Here is a 16,973-nt window from a genome sequence, read left to right on the forward strand (position 1 = left end):
AAAGGGACGGGCGGAAAGGGACGGGATGGACCGGTACGCGCGGTGGAACGCCCTGCTGGAACTGCTCACCGACAGTGGGCGGATCACCGTCGAGGACGCCGCCGAGCGCCTCGACGTCTCCCAGGCGACCATCCGGCGCGACTTCGACCAGCTCGCCCAGCAGCAGATGATCACCCGTACGCGCGGTGGCGCGGTCGCCAACGGCGTCTCCTACGACCTGCCGCTGCGCTACAAGACCGCCAAGAACTCCGCCGAGAAGCAGCGCATCGGCGCGGCGGCAGCCGCCCTCGTCGCCCCCGGCATGGTGGTCGGGCTCAACGGCGGCACCACCACCACCGAGGTCGCCCGGGCCCTCGCCGTACGGCCGGACCTGAACACCAGCGCGGACGGCGCCCAGCTGACCGTGGTCACCAACGCGCTCAACATCGCCAACGAACTGCTGGTCCGCTCCCGGATGAAGATCGTCGTCGCCGGCGGGGTGGTCCGCCCGCAGTCGTTCGAGCTGGTGGGACCGCTGGGCGGGGCACTGCTGCGGGAGGTCACCCTGGACGTCGCCCTGCTCGGCGTCGACGCCATCGACCCGCAGCTCGGCGCCGCCGCCCACCACGAGGGCGAGGCGTCGATGAACGCCCTGATGGTGGCCCGGGCCAAACGTGTCGTGATCATCGCCGACGCGTCGAAGCTCGGCGGGCACGCATTCGCCAGGATCTGCCCGATCGAGCGGGTGTCGACGCTGGTCACCGACTCCGGCGCGGATCCGCGTACCGTCGCCGCGTTCCGCGAACTCGGCCTGACGGTGGTCACCGCCTGAGCCCGGACGGGCGTATGGTGTGCGCTGTCCGTACGGCGGGCACACGGAGGAGGACGGCCGATGACTGCCGTACTGGAAATATCCGGGCTGCGTAAGACCTACCGCAGCCGTCGCGGCGGAGTCCGCCACGCCCTCGACGGCTTCGACATGCGGGTCGAGGCCGGCCAGGTGCATGGCTTCCTCGGCCCGAACGGCTCCGGCAAGACCACCACCCTGCGGACGCTGCTCGGCCTGGTCGCCGCCAACGACGGCCGGATGCAGGTGCTCGGTCGGTCGGTGCCCGAGCATCTGCCCGAGGTGACCCGCCGGGTCGGCGCCATCGTGGAGAGCCCGCAGTTCTTCCCGCACTTCACCGCCCGCGACACGCTGTCGCTGCTGGCCCAGGCCGGTGGGGTGGCGCCGCAGCGGGTGCCCGCCGTCCTGGAGCTGGTCGGCCTGGCCGACCGGGCCGGTGACCGGGTCCGGACCTACTCCCTCGGCATGCGTCAGCGCCTCGCCGTGGCCTCGGCGCTGCTCAAGGAGCCGGAGCTGCTGATCCTCGACGAGCCGGCCAACGGGCTCGACCCGGCTGGCATCCGGGAAATGCGCACCCTGATGCGGGACCTGGTGGCCAGCGGCACCACGGTGGTGCTGTCCAGCCACATCCTCGGCGAGATCCAGCTGATCTGCGACTCGGTCACCATCATCGCCCGAGGGCGCCGGGTCACCGCCGGGCCGGTCGCCGAGGTGCTGGCCGCGCACTCCGGCGGCGGCCTGCGGGTACGCCTGCCCGCCGCCACCGACCTGCCGGCGGCCGAGGCCGCCATCACCGCCGCAGCGCCGCCGGGCGCGGGCAGCGGGGCGCCGGTCACCGTCGCCCGCCACCCCGACCACCTGCTGGTGTACGGAGTGGCCGCACCCGAGTGGGTCACCCGCACGTTGGCCGCCGCCGACCTGTACGTCAGCGAACTGGCTCCGGTCACGGTGGATCTGGAAAGTGTCTTCCTGGAGCTGACCGGCGACGGCGGAGCGGGAGCGGTGTGATGGGGCTCTACCGGGCGGAACTGCGCCGCCTCGTCAAGCGGCGCTTCGTCCGCTACCTGACCCTCGCCGGGCTGCTGGTCCTCGCCGCGATCGTCGTCACGACGTTCCTGCAGAACCAGAAGATCGGCCCGGCGGCGCTGGCGCAGGCCGAGCGCAGCGCCGAACAGGAGTTCCGGGCCGCGGTCGAGTGGACCGAGCAGTGGCAGGCCGAGTGTGAACGCAGCCACGCCTCCGGCTCACCCGACCTCAACCGGTTCCCGCCGGACTGCGCCGACATCGGTGTGCCCACTCGTGACTCGTTCCCGGCCGCGAACTACCTGCCGCTCACCTTCATCTTCGCCGAGGAGTTTCCGGCGACCCTCTACACGGTCGCCAGCCTGCTGTTTCTGGTGTTCCTCGCCGCCGGTGCCTCGTTCGTCGGCGCCGAGTGGAGCAGCGGCGCGATGATGAACCTGCTGCTGTGGCGACCGCAGCGGCTGCGGGTGCTGTTCACCAAGCTGGCCGCGCTGCTCACCGGCGTCGTGGCGGTGACCGTGCCGGCGGTGCTGCTGTGGACGGTCGCACACTGGCTGATCGGCGCGCTGCGTGGGTCGACCGACGGGATGACCGCCGGCCGGTGGCAGTCGTTCGCCCTGACCGAGTTGCGGGTGGTGGTGATGGTCGCCGCGGCGGCCGCGGTCGGCTTCGGACTGGCCGCGATCGGTCGGCACACCGCGTTGGCTCTCGGCGGGGTGCTCGGCGTCCTGGTGCTCGGGCAGTCGGCGTTGAGCTTCGTCGCCGAGGCGGTGGGCGTCCGCTACCCGGAGGCGTGGCTGCTGCCGGTGTACTGGATCGCCTGGATGGACTCGTCCATTGAGTTGACCGACCATCGGACGTGTGCCGGTGCTCCGGCCTGCGTACCGCCGACGATGGAACTCACCTGGGTGCACACCGGCGCGTTGACGGCGGTGGTGGTCGCGCTGGTGCTGACGGTGGCGGCCTGGACGATGCGCCGACGCGACATCACCTGAGCCGTGGGGTCGGGGCCGGACACCATGCCGGCGCGGTGCCGGCCGACACATCGGCCGGTGCGCCTGATGCGTGCCGGCAGGTCGGCGATTACCCTGGTGAGGTGCCGGCTGCTGACGAGTCCCGGACCGGACCCGTCCCGGGTGCGGTGCCCCAGACATCGACGAACGTTCCCCGGCAGCGGGTCGATCCGGATGCCGGCCCGGACGCGGGCCGGGACACCGATCCGGACGCCGGCCCGGATGTCGAGTCCGGCCTCGACGCGGCACCGGCCGACTCGCCGACCGACCTCGACGCCATCTCGACCACGGCGACGCCGACCGGGCCGGCGCCAGCCGCGTCCGCCTCGTTGACCGAGCGCGAACAGCGGATTCTCGACTTCGAACGCCAGTGGTGGAAGCACGCCGGTGCCAAGGAACAGTCGATCCGGGACACCTTCGGGCTCTCCGCGACCCGCTACTACCAGCTGCTGCACCAACTGCTGGACAATCCGGCGGCGTTGGCGGCGGAGCCGGTGCTGGTGGCCCGGCTCCGGCGGCTGCGGGCCGCGCGGTCGCGGGCCCGCCGCCGCTGAAGCGGAGCCTACTTCCCGTTCCTCTCCGGACCTTACTTCTCGTACATCTTCAGCCCGTTGCCGAGAGCGATGAAGGTGGGTGCCCATTCGCCGACGAAGATGCCCCACCGGTCGGCCCGCTCGATCCCGGCCGCCTCGAACTTCTTGGACAGCACCCAGCTGGTGAACGACAGCGCGATGCTGGCGATGCCGGCGGCGTACAAGTGTTCGGCCCGCAGGCCCTTCTCGTGCAGTTGCTGCAACATTTCGCTGCCCCCCTGTGTCCCCCGGGGTCGAGGCCGACCGCCGCGCGGCCCGCGATCCTCGACACCCGCCTACCAGTCAAGCTACCTTCGGTAGTCGAACGGATGCCTAGGGTTATTGGGAGATGCTCAGGGTGATTCCCGCCGTGCCGACCATGCGGGTGGACGCCTGCTCGGTCGCCGCTGGAGACCAACCGGACAACGAGGACCAGATGCTGCAGTACGGCGACCTCGTGGCGGTCCTGGACGGTGCCACCGCGCCGGCCGGCTTCGACACCGGCTGTCGGCACGGGCCCGCCTGGTACGTGCGCAGACTCGCCGCCCAGCTCACCCTCGCCGCCGCGACCGCACCGGCCGACCCGCTGGCCACTCTGCTCGCCGAGGCCGTCCGGGCGGTACGCGGCGACCACGGTGGCGACTGCGACCTGGGCCACCCCGGCACCCCGTCGTCGACGGTGTGCCTGCTGCGCCGCACCCCCGGACACCTCGACTACCTGGTGCTCTGCGACAGCCCACTGGTCGTCGACGTCGCCGGCCAGGTCGGGGTGGTGGCCGACGACCGGCTCGCCGCCACCATGGCCCGGCTCTGGCAGCGCGAGCCGCCCGCCACCGGCACCTCCGCCACCGGCACCTCCGCCACCGGCACCTCCGGCACCGGCACCTCCGGCACGGCCGCCGCAGAGCACGCGGACTACCGCCGGGCGGTCCAGTGGCAGCGGCAGCACACCAACACCCCGGACGGCTACTGGGTGGCGGCCGCCGACCCGGCCGCCGCCGACCGGGCGCTCTGCGGCACCCTTCCGCTGACCGGGCCGGGTCGGGTCCGGCGGGCAGCCCTGCTCACCGACGGCGCGACCCGCGCCGTCGACCTGTTCGGACTTCTCGACTGGCCCGGCCTGCTGGACCTGCTGGCGAGCGCCGGGCCCGCCGAGCTCATCCGTCGGGTACGGGCAGCCGAGACCGACGGTGCTGTGAGCCTGGCGACAGGGCCGCGCCACAAGCGGCACGACGACGCCACCGCCGTATTTTGTCTTTTCGATGGCGGGTGATGCCGGCCGTCGATCCCTGCTGAGCTGGAACAACTGGTCGACGCGGTGATGGTGGACGGTCGCCGGGCCCGGTAGCGGCGTTTCACCACCACCGGCGCTGAGCAAATAACCCGGACAGGGGTCAGAAGCTGGGTAGGTGGGAGGCGCGGAATGAGTAAGGCGGAGCCGGCACCGGCCTGGAAGACTACCGCCGTGCGGCATGACGTGCGGTTGACCCCGATGAGCGACGACCTGTTGGAACCGTTGCTCTCCGCCGCCGTGGCCGAGGCCGAGCCGGGCGAGGTGATGCCCCCGGTGCCGGGCCCGGCCGGGTGGACCGCCGCCCGCCGCGACGCGTTCCGCGAGTTTCACCGCGCGCACTTCGGCGGTGGCCACTTCGGCCCCGCCGGCACCATCATGTACGCCGTCACCCTCGGCGGTGACGTGGTCGGTGGGGTCCGGCTCACCCGGCTCGACGCCCCGTCCGCCGTCGTGGAGACCGGCATCTGGCTCGGCCGCTCCGCCCGGGGCCGGGGCATCGGCGCCGCCGCCCTGCGGGCGGTGCTCGACGAAGCGGTACGCCTCGGCGCCCAACTGGTCATCGCCCGGACCACCCCGGCCAACCGGGCCGCGATCAACCTGCTGCGTCGCTGCGGGGCGATCATCCAGGTGGAGCAGGGTCAGGTGCGCGCCCGGTTCTGGCTGGACGAAGCGTTCAGCACCGACTTAGCCGGCTGACACCAGATCACCGCGGAGCGGGTCACCGGCGGGACTGCTGGTCGGCGTACGCGGCCAGCCAGGCGACCTGCGCCGGGTCCAGCGACGGCCGGACCCGTTCCCGGGCCGCCGCGACGTGCGCGGCCGTCACCGACGACGCCTCCAGCGACTCCCGCATCGCGGCCAGCGCCGACTCGCGGATCAGCGCGGCACAGTCCGCCGCCGAGAATCCGTCCAACGACGCGGCCAACGCGGCCAGGTCGACGTCCTCGGCCAGCGGCACCGACTTCGCCGACGCCTTGAGGATCTCCACCCGGGCCTCGCCGTCCGGCGGCGGCACGTACACCAGCCGCTCCAGCCGGCCCGGCCGCAGCAGCGCCGGATCGACCAGGTCCGGGCGGTTCGTCGCGCCGACCACCACCACGTTGCGCAGCGCCTCGACCCCGTCCAACTCGGTCAGCAGGGCCGCCACCACCCGGTCGGTGGTGCCGCCGTCGGAGGCCTGCCCCCGGACCGGGGCGAGGGCGTCCACCTCGTCGAGGAAGACCAGCGTCGGGGCCGCCTGCCGGGCCCGACGGAACAGCTCCCGGACCGCCCGTTCGCTCTCGCCGACCCATTTGGACAACAGCTCGGCACCCTTGACCGACAGCACGTTCGCCTTACCGGTGCCGGCCAGTGCGGTGACCAGGAACGTCTTGCCGCACCCCGGCGGGCCGTACAACAGCACCCCGCGCGGCGGCTGGACCCCCAGCCGGGCGAACGTGTCCGGGTAGGTCAGCGGCCACAGCACCGACTCGGTCAGCATCTGCTTGACCTCGACCATGTCACCGACGTCGTCCAAGGTGACCTGGGCCAGCTCCAGCGTGGAGGTGGCCATCGACGTCGGCCGGACCACCTCCAGGGCCGCCTCGACGTCGTCGGCCGCGACCAGCGGCGCGTCCGCCGTCTTCTGCCGCAACGCCGCCCGCACCCCGGCCTCGCGGACCAGCGCGGCGAGGTCGGCGGCGACGAACCCGGGGGTACGCGCGGCGACGTCGTCCAGCCGGACGTCTTCGGCCAACGGCATGCCCCGGGTCAGCACGGTCAACTGCTCCCGGCGCATCGCCGTGTCCGGCAGCGGCACCGCGATCTGCACCGCCAACAGGTCCGGCCCGCGCAGGCCCGGATCCAGCGCCTCCGGGTGACTGGTGGTGCAGACCACGGCCGCGCCGGCGGCCACCGTCTCGGCCAGCAGTTGCCGGAACACCGTGGACACCGGTCCGGGTTCGTCGCGTGGGGCCAACGCGTCCACGTCCGAGATGAGCAGGACCGCCGGGTCGCCGCGCCGGACCGACTCGGCCGCCACACGTAGCCGCTGCGCCGCCGCGTCGTTGGTCAGCGCCGCGACCTCCGGCGCCCAGAGCGCCTCGACCCGGGCGTCCAGGGCGGCGGCGACCGCCCGGACCAGCGCCGACTTGCCGGATCCGGCCGGCCCGCTGAGCAGTACGCCGAGCGACACGGTGGTGCCCAACCGGGCCAGCACCTCCCGGTGGTGGAAACCCAGGTCGAGCAGTTCGGTCAGCTCGTCGGCCTGGGCCCGCAGACCCGGCAGGTCGTCCAGCTGCGGCAGCGGCTCGTCGACGAAGTCCGCCGCCGGTGGCTGCGCCACCGCACCGACCGGGCGGACCTCCTCACCGGTCGAGCCGTGGGTGACCGGTCCGTGCCGCCAGCCGACCACGGTGTCCATGGTGACCAGGACCGCGTCACCGGCCGGCGTCGTGCCGGCCAGAGGCGGTCCGGACTGTGCCGTCCCGGCCGGTTCGGCCGCGGCGACCGTGAGCAGGGTGCTGGTCCAGGCGTACCCGACGACGTTGGCCAGGCTGCGCCGGGCCGCCTCGAGCAGGCCCCGGTGCGCGACGTCGGAGAAGACGTCCTGCGGCAGCAGCGACACGTTGTCGCCGGCGGTGACGACCTTGCCGAGCAGCGCCAGGCGCAGCATCTCCGGGCTGACGACGGCGACGATCTCCGCCGGCCCGTCCAGCGTCACCCGCCGGGCGGCCACCTGCGGTACGGGGGTGACCGTCACCTGGCCACCGTCGCGCAACCCCAGGTTGCCCAGGGTCAGGTCGTCGGCGTACAGCAGGGCCCGGCTCGCGCCGGCCTCGGCGCGGGCGGCGACCCCGGCGGTGCTGCGTCGCCCGGTCAGCCGGACCGGCGTGCCAGCGGTGATGCCCAACGCGGCCAGCACCTCCGGGTGCAGCCGGACGATGCCCCGGCGGGCGTCCAGCGCCGCAGGTCGCAGGCTCGCGGTCAGGGTCAGTTCACGGTCGGCCACCGCCCGAGACTAGCCGCCGCGCGCCGCCCGACGACGGCCGGCGCACCTGAGCTGAGAGGGTTCACAGGTTGGCGGCGGGTGGGCACCGTACGGTTTGCTCATGCCGACTCCGATGTCCGCGCGGCTGCGCCGTGCCCTGCCCCGGCCCTACCAGCGGCGGCTGGCCGGCGGGCTGCTCGCGGTCGCCGTCGTCGCCGCCGTGGTGACCTGGGCGGTCTGGCCGGAGTCGGCGCCGTACACCACCGCCGAGCAACGGATCACGGTGCTCTCCGGTCCGGACGGTGACCAGCCGGTCGACCTCGACACCACGTTCTACCTGCCGAAGTCGGCGTCGGCGGCGCAGCCGGTGCCGGCGGTGCTGCTCGCGCACGGCTTCGGCGGCTCCAAGCAGACGGTCGCCGCCGACGCCGAGGAGCTGGCTGCCCTCGGGTACGCGGTGCTGGCGTACACCGCCCGGGGGTTCGGCGCCAGCGGTGGCCAGATCCACCTGAACAACCCCGACTACGAGGTCCGGGACGCGTCCCGGCTGCTCGACTGGTTGGCGTCGCGCCCCGAGGTGCGCACCGACGCCGACGGGGATCCGCAGGTCGGCGTCGTCGGTGGCTCGTACGGCGGCGCGCTGGCGCTGCTGCTGGCGGCGGCGGACGACCGGGTCGACGCGATCGTGCCGATGATCACCTGGAACGACCTGGCCGGGGCGTTCCTGCCGGAGGCCAGTGGCGCGGACCCGGTGGACGGGGTGTTCAAGAAGGGCTGGGCCGGGCTGTTCTTCGGTAGCGGCGGGGTCAGCGCAGGCGGTCCGGGGATGCCGATCGGTGCGGGACAACCCGCCTCCGGTCCGGGCACCGACCCAGGTGCAGACCCTGCGGGTCCGGGCACCGACCCGGCCGGTCCGGCGACGGATCCCGCCGACCCGGCGGCTGGCCAGCCGCCCGGTCCGGGCGACCCGGCCTCTGACCCGGCGGCTGACCCGGCGGCTGACCCGGTGGCCGGCGGAGTGGCCTGCGGGCGGTTCGCCACCGAGGTCTGCGCCGCCTACCTGCAGATCGCCACCACCGGCCGGGGCACCCCGGAGGCGGTGGCGCTGCTCGACCAGGCCAGCCCGGACCGCGTACTGGACCGGATCACCGCGCCGACCCTGCTGATCCAGGGCGGTGCCGACACCCTGTTCCCGCTCGCCGAGGCCGACGCCAACGCGCGGGGCATCGCCGCGAACGGCACCCCGGTCCGGGTCGCCTGGTACACCGGCGGGCACGACGGCGGAGCCGGCCCGCAGAGCGACCAGGACCGGGTCAAGTTCCTCACCGCCGGATGGCTCGACCACTACGTGGCCGGTGAAGGAGCCGCCCCCGACGACAGTTTCACCTGGTCGCGGGTTGCCGGCTTCGACGCGATGGACCGTGGCCTGGTGGCCACGGGCTACCGGATCGCCGACTACCCGGGCACCGCCGGCACCGACCGGACGACCGTCGAGGTCGCCGGGCCGGCGCAGCCGGTCGCGAACCCGCCGGCCGGCAACCCGGCGGCGATCTCGTCGCTGCCGCTCGCCGGTGGCCTGGCCGGCCTGCTCGGCGGGGTGGTCAGCGAACTACCCGGCCAGCACACCCACTTCGACTCGGCGCCGCTGACCGACCCGGTCGAGGTGGTCGGTGCGCCGACCGTGACGATCCGGGCCGCGTCGCCGACCGGCGAGGCGGTGCTGTTCGTCAAGCTGTACGACGTCGACCCGGACGGCACGATGAGCCTGCCCAGCGGGCTGGTCGCCCCGGTACGCCTGACCGGCCTGCCGGCGGACGTCGCGCAGGCGCAACCGGTCGAGGTGACCCTGCCGGCGATCGTGCACCGGTTCGAGGCCGGCAACCGACTGCGGATCGTGGTCGCCACCTCCGACCAGGCGTACGCCACGCCGGTCGAACCGACCGTCTACACCGTCGGGATCGGGTCCGGCGACGCCGCGCCGGTGAGCCTGCCGCAGGTCGCCGGTGAGCCGATCGCCACCTCGGCGGCGCTGTGGCGCTGGGTGCTCGCCGGGCTGGTCGCGGCGATCGTGATCGGGCTGGCCGTGGTCGTCACCGTCGTGCGGCTGCGCCAGCGCCGGGCGGACCACACGGTGGTCGCCGCGTACGCCCAGACCCCGCTGGTCGTGCGCGACCTGCGCAAGGAGTACGCCGACGGGTTCGTCGCCGTGGAACGGGTCGACTTCACCGTCGAACGTGGTCAGGTCGTCGGCCTGCTCGGGCCCAACGGTGCCGGCAAGACCACCACCCTGCGGGTGCTGATGGGGCTCACCCAGCCGACCACCGGCGAGATCCTGGTCTTCGGTCACCGGCTGGTGCCGGGTGCGCCGGTGCTGTCGCGGATCGGGTCGCTGGTCGAAGGACCGGGGTTCCTGCCGCACCTGTCTGGCATCGACAACCTGCGGGCGTACTGGCGGGCCACCGGACGCCCGGCGGCGGACGCGCACTTCGACGAGGCCCTGGAGATCGCCGGCCTCGGGGATTCGGTGCACCGCAGGATCCGCAACTACAGCCACGGCATGCGGCAGCGGCTCGCCATCGCCCAGGCGATGCTCGGCCTGCCGGAGTTGCTGGTGCTCGACGAACCCACCGACGGGCTCGATCCGCCGCAGATCGCCGAGATGCGCCGGGTGCTCAAGCGCTACGCCACCGGCGGACGGGCGGTGCTGGTCTCCAGCCACCTGCTGGCCGAGGTCGAACAGACCTGTACCCACGCGGTGGTGGTCAACAAGGGCCGGATCGTGGCCGCCGGGCCGGTCGACGAGATCGTCGGTGACTCGCCGAGCGTGCAGTTCGACGTCTCCGACGTGGCCGCCGCCGAGGCGGTCCTCGACCGGCTGCCGGGCGTACGGGCCGTCGCCGCCGACAACGGCGGGCTCATCGTCGACGTCGACGGCACCGCCCGCAGCGAGGTCGTGGCCGAGCTGGTCCGGGCCGGCGTCGCGGTGGACCGGGTGGTGCCGCGCCGCCGGCTGGAGGACGCCTTCCTCGCCCTGGTCGGCGAGAACTCACGGGGGAGCGGGGACCGCTGATGAACACTGTGGAATCACCGGACGTGCACCAGCCGGACCAGGTGGCGCAGCGCTCCGGCGCCGCCGCCGGCTACCGGGCCCGCTTCACCTTGCCGTTGTGGGCCGAGGTACGCCGACAGGCGTCACGCCGACGCACCCAGTTGACGCTCGGCTTCATGGCGCTGCTGCCGTTGATCGTGCTGATCGCCTTCGAGTTCGACTCCGGTGACGACGACGACAACGGCGGCGGTGAGTTCGCCAGCCTGGTCGAGCTGGCCACCTCCGGCGGGCTGAACTTCACCCTGTTCACCATCTTCGTGTCGTCGTCGTTCCTGCTGGTGGTGGCGGTGGCGTTGTTCTGTGGGGACACCGTGGCCAGCGAGGCGAGCTGGGGGAGCCTGCGGTACCTGCTGGCCGTACCGGTGCCCCGGGCCCGGCTGCTGACGGTGAAGCTGGTCGTCGCGCTGGCGTACTCGGGGTTGTCGTTGGTGGTCCTGGCCGCGACGGCGCTGCTGGTCGGCACCGTCCGGTACGGCTGGTCGCCGCTGCGTTCGACGGTGGCCGCCGAGATCCCGGCCGGGGAAGGGCTGCTGCGCCTGCTCGGCATCGTCGGCTATCTGGCGGTGGTCCTGCTGATCGTGGCGTCGTTGGCGTTCCTGCTGTCGGTGTCGACCGACGCGGCGCTCGGCGCGGTCGGCGGCGCGGTGCTGCTGTGGATCCTGTCCAGCATCCTGGACCAGATCACCGCCCTCGGTGTGCTGCGGGACTTCCTGCCGACCCATTTCAGCACCGCCTGGCTGGGGTTGCTGTCGACGCCGACGCAGACCGACGACATCGTCAAGGGCTGCGTGTCGGCGTTGGCGTACGCCACGGTCTTCCTCTCGGTGGCCTACTGGCGGTTCACCCGCAAGGACGTCACGTCCTGACCGGCGAGGGGGTGGTGCCGCGCGTGCGCGGCACCACCCCCTCGCCGATGGCGAGGGTCAGCCGACGGTCTGCTGGGCGTCGCCGGTGACCTCGATCCCGGCGGCGAACTCGACGATCCGTTCGCCGCTCCAGCCGAGGCCGTCCCAGACCTGCACGGTCAGGTAACCGCCGCCGGGCTGCTCGACGAAGAGGGTCCGGCCGTCGGTGTTGTCCTCCATCGTGACCAGGTGGCCGGCCAGACCGTCGACCGTGACCGACTCGGACGGCAGCCCGGTGGGCATCTGGGCCTGCGTCGACACCGCGATCTTGCCGATGAAGCTGTGCGGGTCGGTGTCGGCGGCGTCGGCCGGGGCCAGGACCAGCGTCCAGGCGTCCGAGCCCTGCACGACCCAGCCCTGCGGCACCGTCGCCAGGCGGTAGCCCTCCGGCTGGCTGCCGGTGTACGCCACCAGCTGCACCGCCGTACTGGAGCCGCCGGTGGTGGTGGAGCTGGTCGTGCCGCCGGTGTCCGACGACTGGCCGGCGGCCGAGTTGCCGAATCCGGACACGCCGAGGGCGAGCGCGCCGGCGATCGCCAGGGCGGCGAAGGCCGAGCCGGCGACGATCGGTCCGGTACGGCGACGACTGCGCGGTTCGTTCATGGGGTTTCTCCTCTGTGCTGCGGCGAGCCGGGACAGTTGATCCGGTACGAGCTGTTTTGTCACTGCTCATCCCGTCACGTCTCCTTGACGGATCTCCGCCGGCGGAGGTTGCACGGCGGGTGGCTCGCCGGCGAAGTTAGGGGACCGCCCGGGGATGTCCCCCTTGGCGGGACGGGGACCGCGCTTCCTACAGTGGTGTCATGGCACCGGCGCGCTCGCTGCACGAGATCTTCGCTGGGCTGTCCGGCGACGCCGCAGCCCTCGACGATGCCGCTGCCGTGCTCGACGCCAACGGGTACGCGGATCTGCCGGCGGAGTTGCTGGCCCAGGCCGTGGTCAGTTACGCCGAAACGGCCCCGGTCGAGGTGGCCGAGCACCTGGCCCCGTTCGTCATGGCACACAGCCAGGTCGTCGGCGAGGCCGCCGTACCGGATGATCTCGCCGCGCCGCTCGACCTGCTCGCCTCGGCCCCGGTGGTCCCGGTCGACGGAGCCGAGCTCGACGACCTGCCGGAGATCGACGCGCTGGCCGGGTCGACCGCGGACCTCGACGCCCCCGCCGGCGTCACGGGGCCGGGTGACGGGTCAGCCGGTGGGCTGACGGTCGACGGGGCGTTCGGACACGGTGAGGGTGCCCCGGTCGACCGCCTCGACCCTGCTCAGGACACGCTCGATGTGATCGAGCCCGAGTCGGGTGCCGCAGGCCCGGCCGGCTACGACAGCCAGCTGGACGTGTCGGATCTGCCGACCGACGCGCTGCTGTCCGATGATCCGTGGGCGGTGCCGCCGGTCGCCGCCGGCACCCCGGAGATCGACGACATCGACGAAGGCTGAACGCCCGACCCGACCCCGACCCGCCATGTCGGTCAGGGTCGGGTCAGGGCCGGACCGGGTCGGTCAGGTCAGGTCGGCGCTCAGCCGACGATGGCGGCGGCGTGCTCCTTCAACTGCCGCAGCCGGTCCAGTTCGGCCTTCAGATCGCGCAGCCGGTTCTCCCGGTCGGCCTTGGTCCGTTGCGCCGCCTCCGCGGCGGCGGCCAGCGCGGCGGAGTTGGACCGGGACAGCTCCTCGGCCAGCGCGCTGTAGTGGTCGCGCAGTTGCCGCTGGATCCGGCGCAGAGTGTCCCGGGAGTCCTTGGTCATCACGAAGCTGACCTCGTCGCAGTACCGGCGGACCGCGTTCTTCGCCTGGCTCTGCCGGTTGGCGCGTTGCCGCTTCTTCTCCTCCCGCAGACCTTTGCGGCCCATCACCAGTCCGATGCCGATCCCGATCGGACCGAGCGCGATGCCGGTCAACGAGCCGAGCATGACGAACATCAGCGCACCGCCGTACGCGCTCTTGAGCGCCACCATCGCCTGCTTGCCGAGCTTCATCTTGGCCAGCTCGATCTTGTGTTCCACCTGGGCGCTGCCGACCAGCGGGACCGGGTCGGGGATCGCGACGTGCCGCAGCACCTCGCCGGCGGCCTCCTGGAAGTGCAGGGCCACGTCGTCGCTGAGGCTCATCGCCCGGTCACGCAGCATCATGTAGTTGGCCAGCAGTTCGTTGGAGACCCTGGCCTGCAACCACCGTTCGGTCTCGTCCCAGGCGTCGGCGGGGTCGATCTCCTCGATCGCGGCGTCCGCCTCCTCGAGGATTCGGCGGAGCCGTCCGCGCAGGTCGTGGTCGACGTCGGCGTTCAGGTCGGAGATGCCGTCGCTCAGCGTCTGCTGCCACTTCGCCGCCGCGGCCTTGAGCGACTCGACCCGTTGTTTCACCGCGTTGAGCTCGTGCACCACCTTCGCCGCCGCCTCCGGGTCGGCGAGCGCGGCGTGTTCCGCCGTGAACTGGTTCTCCATCTGTTCGCAGATCCCCACCACCGACGCGGCGGCCTGCGCGGCGACCCGGGTCGCCGCGCCACCGGCGACCCGTTGCGTGACGAACCTGACCAGGTCGGGAAACCCGGATTCGACGTTCAGCTCCTTGTCGTTGCCGGCGACCGCCCGCAACCGCAGTGTGGACGAGACCGGGACGATCGGCATCTGCACCTCACGGCTGAGGTGGTCGGCGTTCAGATCACGGATCTTCCGCCAGTGCGGATAGAAGTCCGTCTTGGTCATCACGCACATCACGGTCGGACAGACCTCGCGGGCCTGCCGGAGGAAGTCCAGCTCGCTGCGGGTCAGCTCCTGTGCGGCGTCGGTGACGAACAGCAGCGCGTCGGCCATCGACGCGGCGGCCAGGCTGGCCGCCGCGTGCACCGAGCCGAGCCCGCCGACCCCGGGGGTGTCGACCAGGACCAGACCGTTGGACAGGATGTTGCGGGGGAGCCGGATCTCCACCCCGGCGATCCCCGACGGGACGTCGTCGCCGGTGGCGCGCTCCAGGACCACGTTGGGAACCTGCTCGATCGCCAGCGGCTCCCGTCGGGCCGGGTCGTCGCTGAACAGCAGCTGCGCCGACGGCTGCGGGCCGTGCCGGAGGTACGTGGGCAGGACCGTGGCCACGTCGTCGTCGACCGGGCAGATCTTCGTCCCGACCAGCGCGTTCACCAGTGAACTCTTGCCCTGCTTGAACTCGCCGACGACCACGACGTGCACCACCGGGTCGGACAGGGTGGTCCGGATGGTGGCCAGCCGACGACCGAGATCGGGGCGGTCGTACGCCTCGCAGGCGCGTAGCGCGAGGTCGACGATCTGAGTCGCCCGTTGCAGAGTGCCGTCAGCGTCAGGGTTTGTCGTTTTCGCGGTCAACGTCGCTCCTGCGGTAGAGAGGTGGGTATCGGCAGGCGGGTGGTCGGCCGGTGGGCGGTCGGCCGGTGGGCGGTCGGCAGGGAAAGCAGTGTGAGCGCCAACGTGGCGTGGCAGGCCCCGGCCGGACCTGCCACGCCACGTTGGCGCTCACCGGGCCGGACGCCGTACGACGTCCGGCCCGCTCGGTGGTTGTCCGGTCACGCCCCGAGGGTCGGGTCCGGAGTGGTGCCCGCCTCGGCGGTGTTGTTGTTGAAGGAGTCGTCGGTCGTGAACGAGTCCTCCGTGTTGAAGGAGTCCTCCTGGTTGAACGAGTCCTCCGTGTTGAACGAGTTGTCGGTGTCGACCGAGTTGTCGGTCGACTGGTCGTTGAACGAGTCGTTGGTGGACTGGTCGTTGAACGAGTCCTGGTTGCTGGTCGAGTTCCCGCCGGAGGCCAGCGAGGAGTCCTCGATCCGCGAGTCGGTGGTGTTCTGCTGGCTGCCGCCACCAAAGTTGATGTTGATCGGCCCCAGCGCGCCACCGGCACCGCCGCTGGCGTCACCGCCGGTGCCGGCGCCACCGGCAGCGCTGCCACCGGTCGCGACGCCGCCGGCCCCGCCGTCACCGCCGGCTCCGCCTTCGCCCTCGCCCTCGCCACTGCCTTCGCCCTTGCCCCGGCCGACGCCGACGCCGGTTCCCACGCCGGCCCCGACCCCGGCCGCGCCGTCGCCGCCGCTTCCACCGGCGGCGTTGGCGTTGCCGCCGTCACCGCCGGCCCCGCCGCTGCCGCTGGCGTCGCCACCGGCCGCACCGCTGGTGTCGATGTCGAACTGCGCGGCCTGGTTGTTGTCGCCGACCACGGCCTTGTCGACGTCGTCGGCGACGATGCCGGTGTTGTCGCCCAGTACGGTCCGGTCGACGTCGCCGTCGGCGATCACGCCGGTGTTGAGCCCGGTGTTGACCACGCCGTCGATGTCGTCGCCGGCGGTGACGGCGTTGTCGCCGGTGTTGCCGACCACGTCGCCGGACTCCGAGTTGCCGAGGAACGCGCCGTCGCCGGTCGCGCCGAGCACGTCACCGTCGCCGGTGCCGATCACGGCCCCGTCGCCGGCGGTCACCTTGTCGCCGTCGACGGACTCCAGCGAGGAGTTGTCGCCGGTGACGCCGAAGGCGTCGTCCCCGGCCGCCACCGACCCACCGGTGGCGGCGACCTGGTCACCGTCGCCCTGCTGCGCGACAGCCCCGTCCCCGGTCGCCGCGTTGACGTCCCCGTCACCGGTGTTGGCGACGTTGCCGTCCCCGGTCTGGTTGAGGTTCTCGGTCTCGACGTCGATGTCGCCGAGCACCGGGCCGTCCACGTCCAGGTCCACCGAGTTGTCGATGGAGTTGTCGGTGAAGCTCTGCGAGTTGTCGATGAAGTTCTGGTTGGTGAAGTTCTGGGTCACCTGGGTCACCTGCTGGACGACCTCCGGGGTCGGCACGTTGGCGGCGGCGCCGGCGCCGAATCCCCCACCGGCGCCGCCGCCACCCCCACCGCCGGCGAAGCCGCCCCCACCGCCACCGGTCCCCCCACCGGCGAAGCCGCCCCCACCGCCCCCGCTGCCCCCGCCGGAGAAGCCCCCACCGCCGCCCCCGCCGGAGAAACCACCCCCACTGGACGGGCCCTCGCTGCTGCCGAAGGCCGCCTCGTTGACGATCTGGTTGATGTCGACCTCGTTCAGCGTCTCCGCGTCGATCCCGTTTGCGGCGAACGCGCCCTCCGGGTCCGCGAGGAACTTGGCGGTCTCCGCCTCGCTGCTGAACACCTTGTCGAAGAGCGCCTTGATCTGCTCGATGATCAGCGGGGTGACTTCTACGGCAGCCATGATGTCTCCTGGGGGTTCGGGGTTCGTCGGGTTCGTGGTCCGTCCTGATCGGCCGGACAGGTACAAGAGTGCGGGTCGGCGCTCA

At 72.6% G+C, this 16,973-nt stretch carries 14 protein-coding genes; 9 read left to right on the top strand and 5 right to left on the bottom strand.

All coding sequences use genetic code 11. The annotated features are described in order from the left end of the window. Positions 1-25: 25 nt before the first annotated feature. From O7623_RS24045 to O7623_RS24060, 4 genes are all read left to right on the top strand, one after another. The gene (locus O7623_RS24045) at positions 26-811 is read left to right on the top strand and encodes a DeoR/GlpR family DNA-binding transcription regulator (RefSeq protein ID WP_282225260.1); all 786 of its coding nucleotides are present in this window, start codon (positions 26-28) and stop codon (positions 809-811) included. Positions 812-871: 60 nt separating this feature from the next. Beyond that, the gene (locus tag O7623_RS24050; protein WP_282225261.1) at positions 872-1,834 is read left to right on the top strand and encodes an ATP-binding cassette domain-containing protein; all 963 of its coding nucleotides are present in this window, start codon (positions 872-874) and stop codon (positions 1,832-1,834) included. Beyond that, positions 1,834-2,844: an ABC transporter permease subunit gene (locus O7623_RS24055; protein WP_282225262.1), complete on the top strand. Its 1,011-nt coding sequence runs from the start codon at positions 1,834-1,836 to the stop codon at positions 2,842-2,844. Before O7623_RS24050 ends, O7623_RS24055 begins: the two co-directional genes overlap by 1 nt. A gap of 101 nt (positions 2,845-2,945) precedes the next feature. Next, on the top strand, positions 2,946-3,416 hold the full coding sequence (locus tag O7623_RS24060; RefSeq protein ID WP_282225263.1) for a DUF3263 domain-containing protein: 471 nt from the start codon (positions 2,946-2,948) through the stop codon (positions 3,414-3,416). Between the two features lie 32 nt (positions 3,417-3,448). Here O7623_RS24060 and O7623_RS24065 read toward each other — a convergent pair whose 3' ends face one another. Next, positions 3,449-3,661, bottom strand: a complete 213-nt coding sequence (locus O7623_RS24065) for a hypothetical protein (RefSeq protein ID WP_282225264.1) — start codon at positions 3,659-3,661, stop codon at positions 3,449-3,451. A 122-nt stretch (positions 3,662-3,783) separates the two neighbouring features. Here O7623_RS24065 and O7623_RS24070 point away from each other — a divergent pair, with 122 nt between their 5' ends. After that, positions 3,784-4,707: a protein phosphatase 2C domain-containing protein gene (locus tag O7623_RS24070; RefSeq protein WP_282225265.1), complete on the top strand. Its 924-nt coding sequence runs from the start codon at positions 3,784-3,786 to the stop codon at positions 4,705-4,707. A 192-nt stretch (positions 4,708-4,899) separates the two neighbouring features. Beyond that, a complete protein-coding gene (locus O7623_RS24075; RefSeq protein WP_282229532.1) occupies positions 4,900-5,424 on the top strand; it encodes a GNAT family N-acetyltransferase in 525 nt (174 codons plus the stop codon). 22 nt (positions 5,425-5,446) lie between these two features. Here O7623_RS24075 and O7623_RS24080 read toward each other — a convergent pair whose 3' ends face one another. After that, complete coding sequence (locus O7623_RS24080) at positions 5,447-7,717, bottom strand: AAA family ATPase (protein ID WP_282225266.1); 2,271 nt, start codon at positions 7,715-7,717, stop codon at positions 5,447-5,449. Positions 7,718-7,817: 100 nt separating this feature from the next. Between O7623_RS24080 and O7623_RS24085 the strand changes: the two genes are divergently transcribed. Both O7623_RS24085 and O7623_RS24090 read left to right on the top strand, forming a co-directional pair. Next, positions 7,818-10,766 carry an alpha/beta fold hydrolase gene (locus O7623_RS24085; protein WP_282225267.1) on the top strand — a complete coding sequence of 983 codons (2,949 nt, stop codon included), beginning with the start codon at positions 7,818-7,820 and terminating at the stop codon, positions 10,764-10,766. Next, complete coding sequence (locus O7623_RS24090) at positions 10,766-11,671, top strand: ABC transporter permease subunit (RefSeq protein ID WP_282225268.1); 906 nt, start codon at positions 10,766-10,768, stop codon at positions 11,669-11,671. Before O7623_RS24085 ends, O7623_RS24090 begins: the two co-directional genes overlap by 1 nt. 57 nt (positions 11,672-11,728) lie before the next feature. Here the strand turns inward: O7623_RS24090 and O7623_RS24095 are convergent, their stop codons facing one another. Beyond that, positions 11,729-12,313: a hypothetical protein gene (locus tag O7623_RS24095; RefSeq protein ID WP_282225269.1), complete on the bottom strand. Its 585-nt coding sequence runs from the start codon at positions 12,311-12,313 to the stop codon at positions 11,729-11,731. 200 nt (positions 12,314-12,513) lie between these two features. Between O7623_RS24095 and O7623_RS24100 the strand changes: the two genes are divergently transcribed. After that, the gene (locus O7623_RS24100) at positions 12,514-13,146 is read left to right on the top strand and encodes a hypothetical protein (RefSeq protein WP_282225270.1); all 633 of its coding nucleotides are present in this window, start codon (positions 12,514-12,516) and stop codon (positions 13,144-13,146) included. 80 nt (positions 13,147-13,226) lie between these two features. Here O7623_RS24100 and O7623_RS24105 read toward each other — a convergent pair whose 3' ends face one another. Both O7623_RS24105 and O7623_RS24110 read right to left on the bottom strand, forming a co-directional pair. Next, entirely contained in the window at positions 13,227-15,044 is a 1,818-nt protein-coding gene (locus O7623_RS24105) for a dynamin family protein (protein WP_282225271.1), read from the bottom strand. Positions 15,045-15,241: 197 nt separating this feature from the next. Continuing rightward, positions 15,242-16,888, bottom strand: a complete 1,647-nt coding sequence (locus tag O7623_RS24110) for a hypothetical protein (RefSeq protein ID WP_282225272.1) — start codon at positions 16,886-16,888, stop codon at positions 15,242-15,244. Positions 16,889-16,973: the final 85 nt, after the last annotated feature.

The sequence above is a fragment of the Solwaraspora sp. WMMD791 genome, from assembly GCF_029581195.1.
In the GTDB taxonomy this organism is placed as follows: domain Bacteria; phylum Actinomycetota; class Actinomycetes; order Mycobacteriales; family Micromonosporaceae; genus Micromonospora_E.

What these genes read in the sequence shown, in the direction of transcription:
- O7623_RS24045 (WP_282225260.1), top strand. Translation starts at nt 26, where the DNA reads ATGGACCGGTACGCGCGGTGGAACGCCCTGCTGGAACTGCTCACCGAC.
- O7623_RS24050 (WP_282225261.1), top strand. Translation starts at nt 872, where the DNA reads ATGACTGCCGTACTGGAAATATCCGGGCTGCGTAAGACCTACCGCAGC.
- O7623_RS24055 (WP_282225262.1), top strand. Translation starts at nt 1,834, where the DNA reads ATGGGGCTCTACCGGGCGGAACTGCGCCGCCTCGTCAAGCGGCGCTTC.
- O7623_RS24065 (WP_282225264.1), bottom strand. Translation starts at nt 3,661, where the DNA reads ATGTTGCAGCAACTGCACGAGAAGGGCCTGCGGGCCGAACACTTGTAC.
- O7623_RS24070 (WP_282225265.1), top strand. Translation starts at nt 3,784, where the DNA reads ATGCTCAGGGTGATTCCCGCCGTGCCGACCATGCGGGTGGACGCCTGC.
- O7623_RS24085 (WP_282225267.1), top strand. Translation starts at nt 7,818, where the DNA reads ATGCCGACTCCGATGTCCGCGCGGCTGCGCCGTGCCCTGCCCCGGCCC.
- O7623_RS24090 (WP_282225268.1), top strand. Translation starts at nt 10,766, where the DNA reads ATGAACACTGTGGAATCACCGGACGTGCACCAGCCGGACCAGGTGGCG.
- O7623_RS24095 (WP_282225269.1), bottom strand. Translation starts at nt 12,313, where the DNA reads ATGAACGAACCGCGCAGTCGTCGCCGTACCGGACCGATCGTCGCCGGC.
- O7623_RS24100 (WP_282225270.1), top strand. Translation starts at nt 12,514, where the DNA reads ATGGCACCGGCGCGCTCGCTGCACGAGATCTTCGCTGGGCTGTCCGGC.
- O7623_RS24110 (WP_282225272.1), bottom strand. Translation starts at nt 16,888, where the DNA reads ATGGCTGCCGTAGAAGTCACCCCGCTGATCATCGAGCAGATCAAGGCG.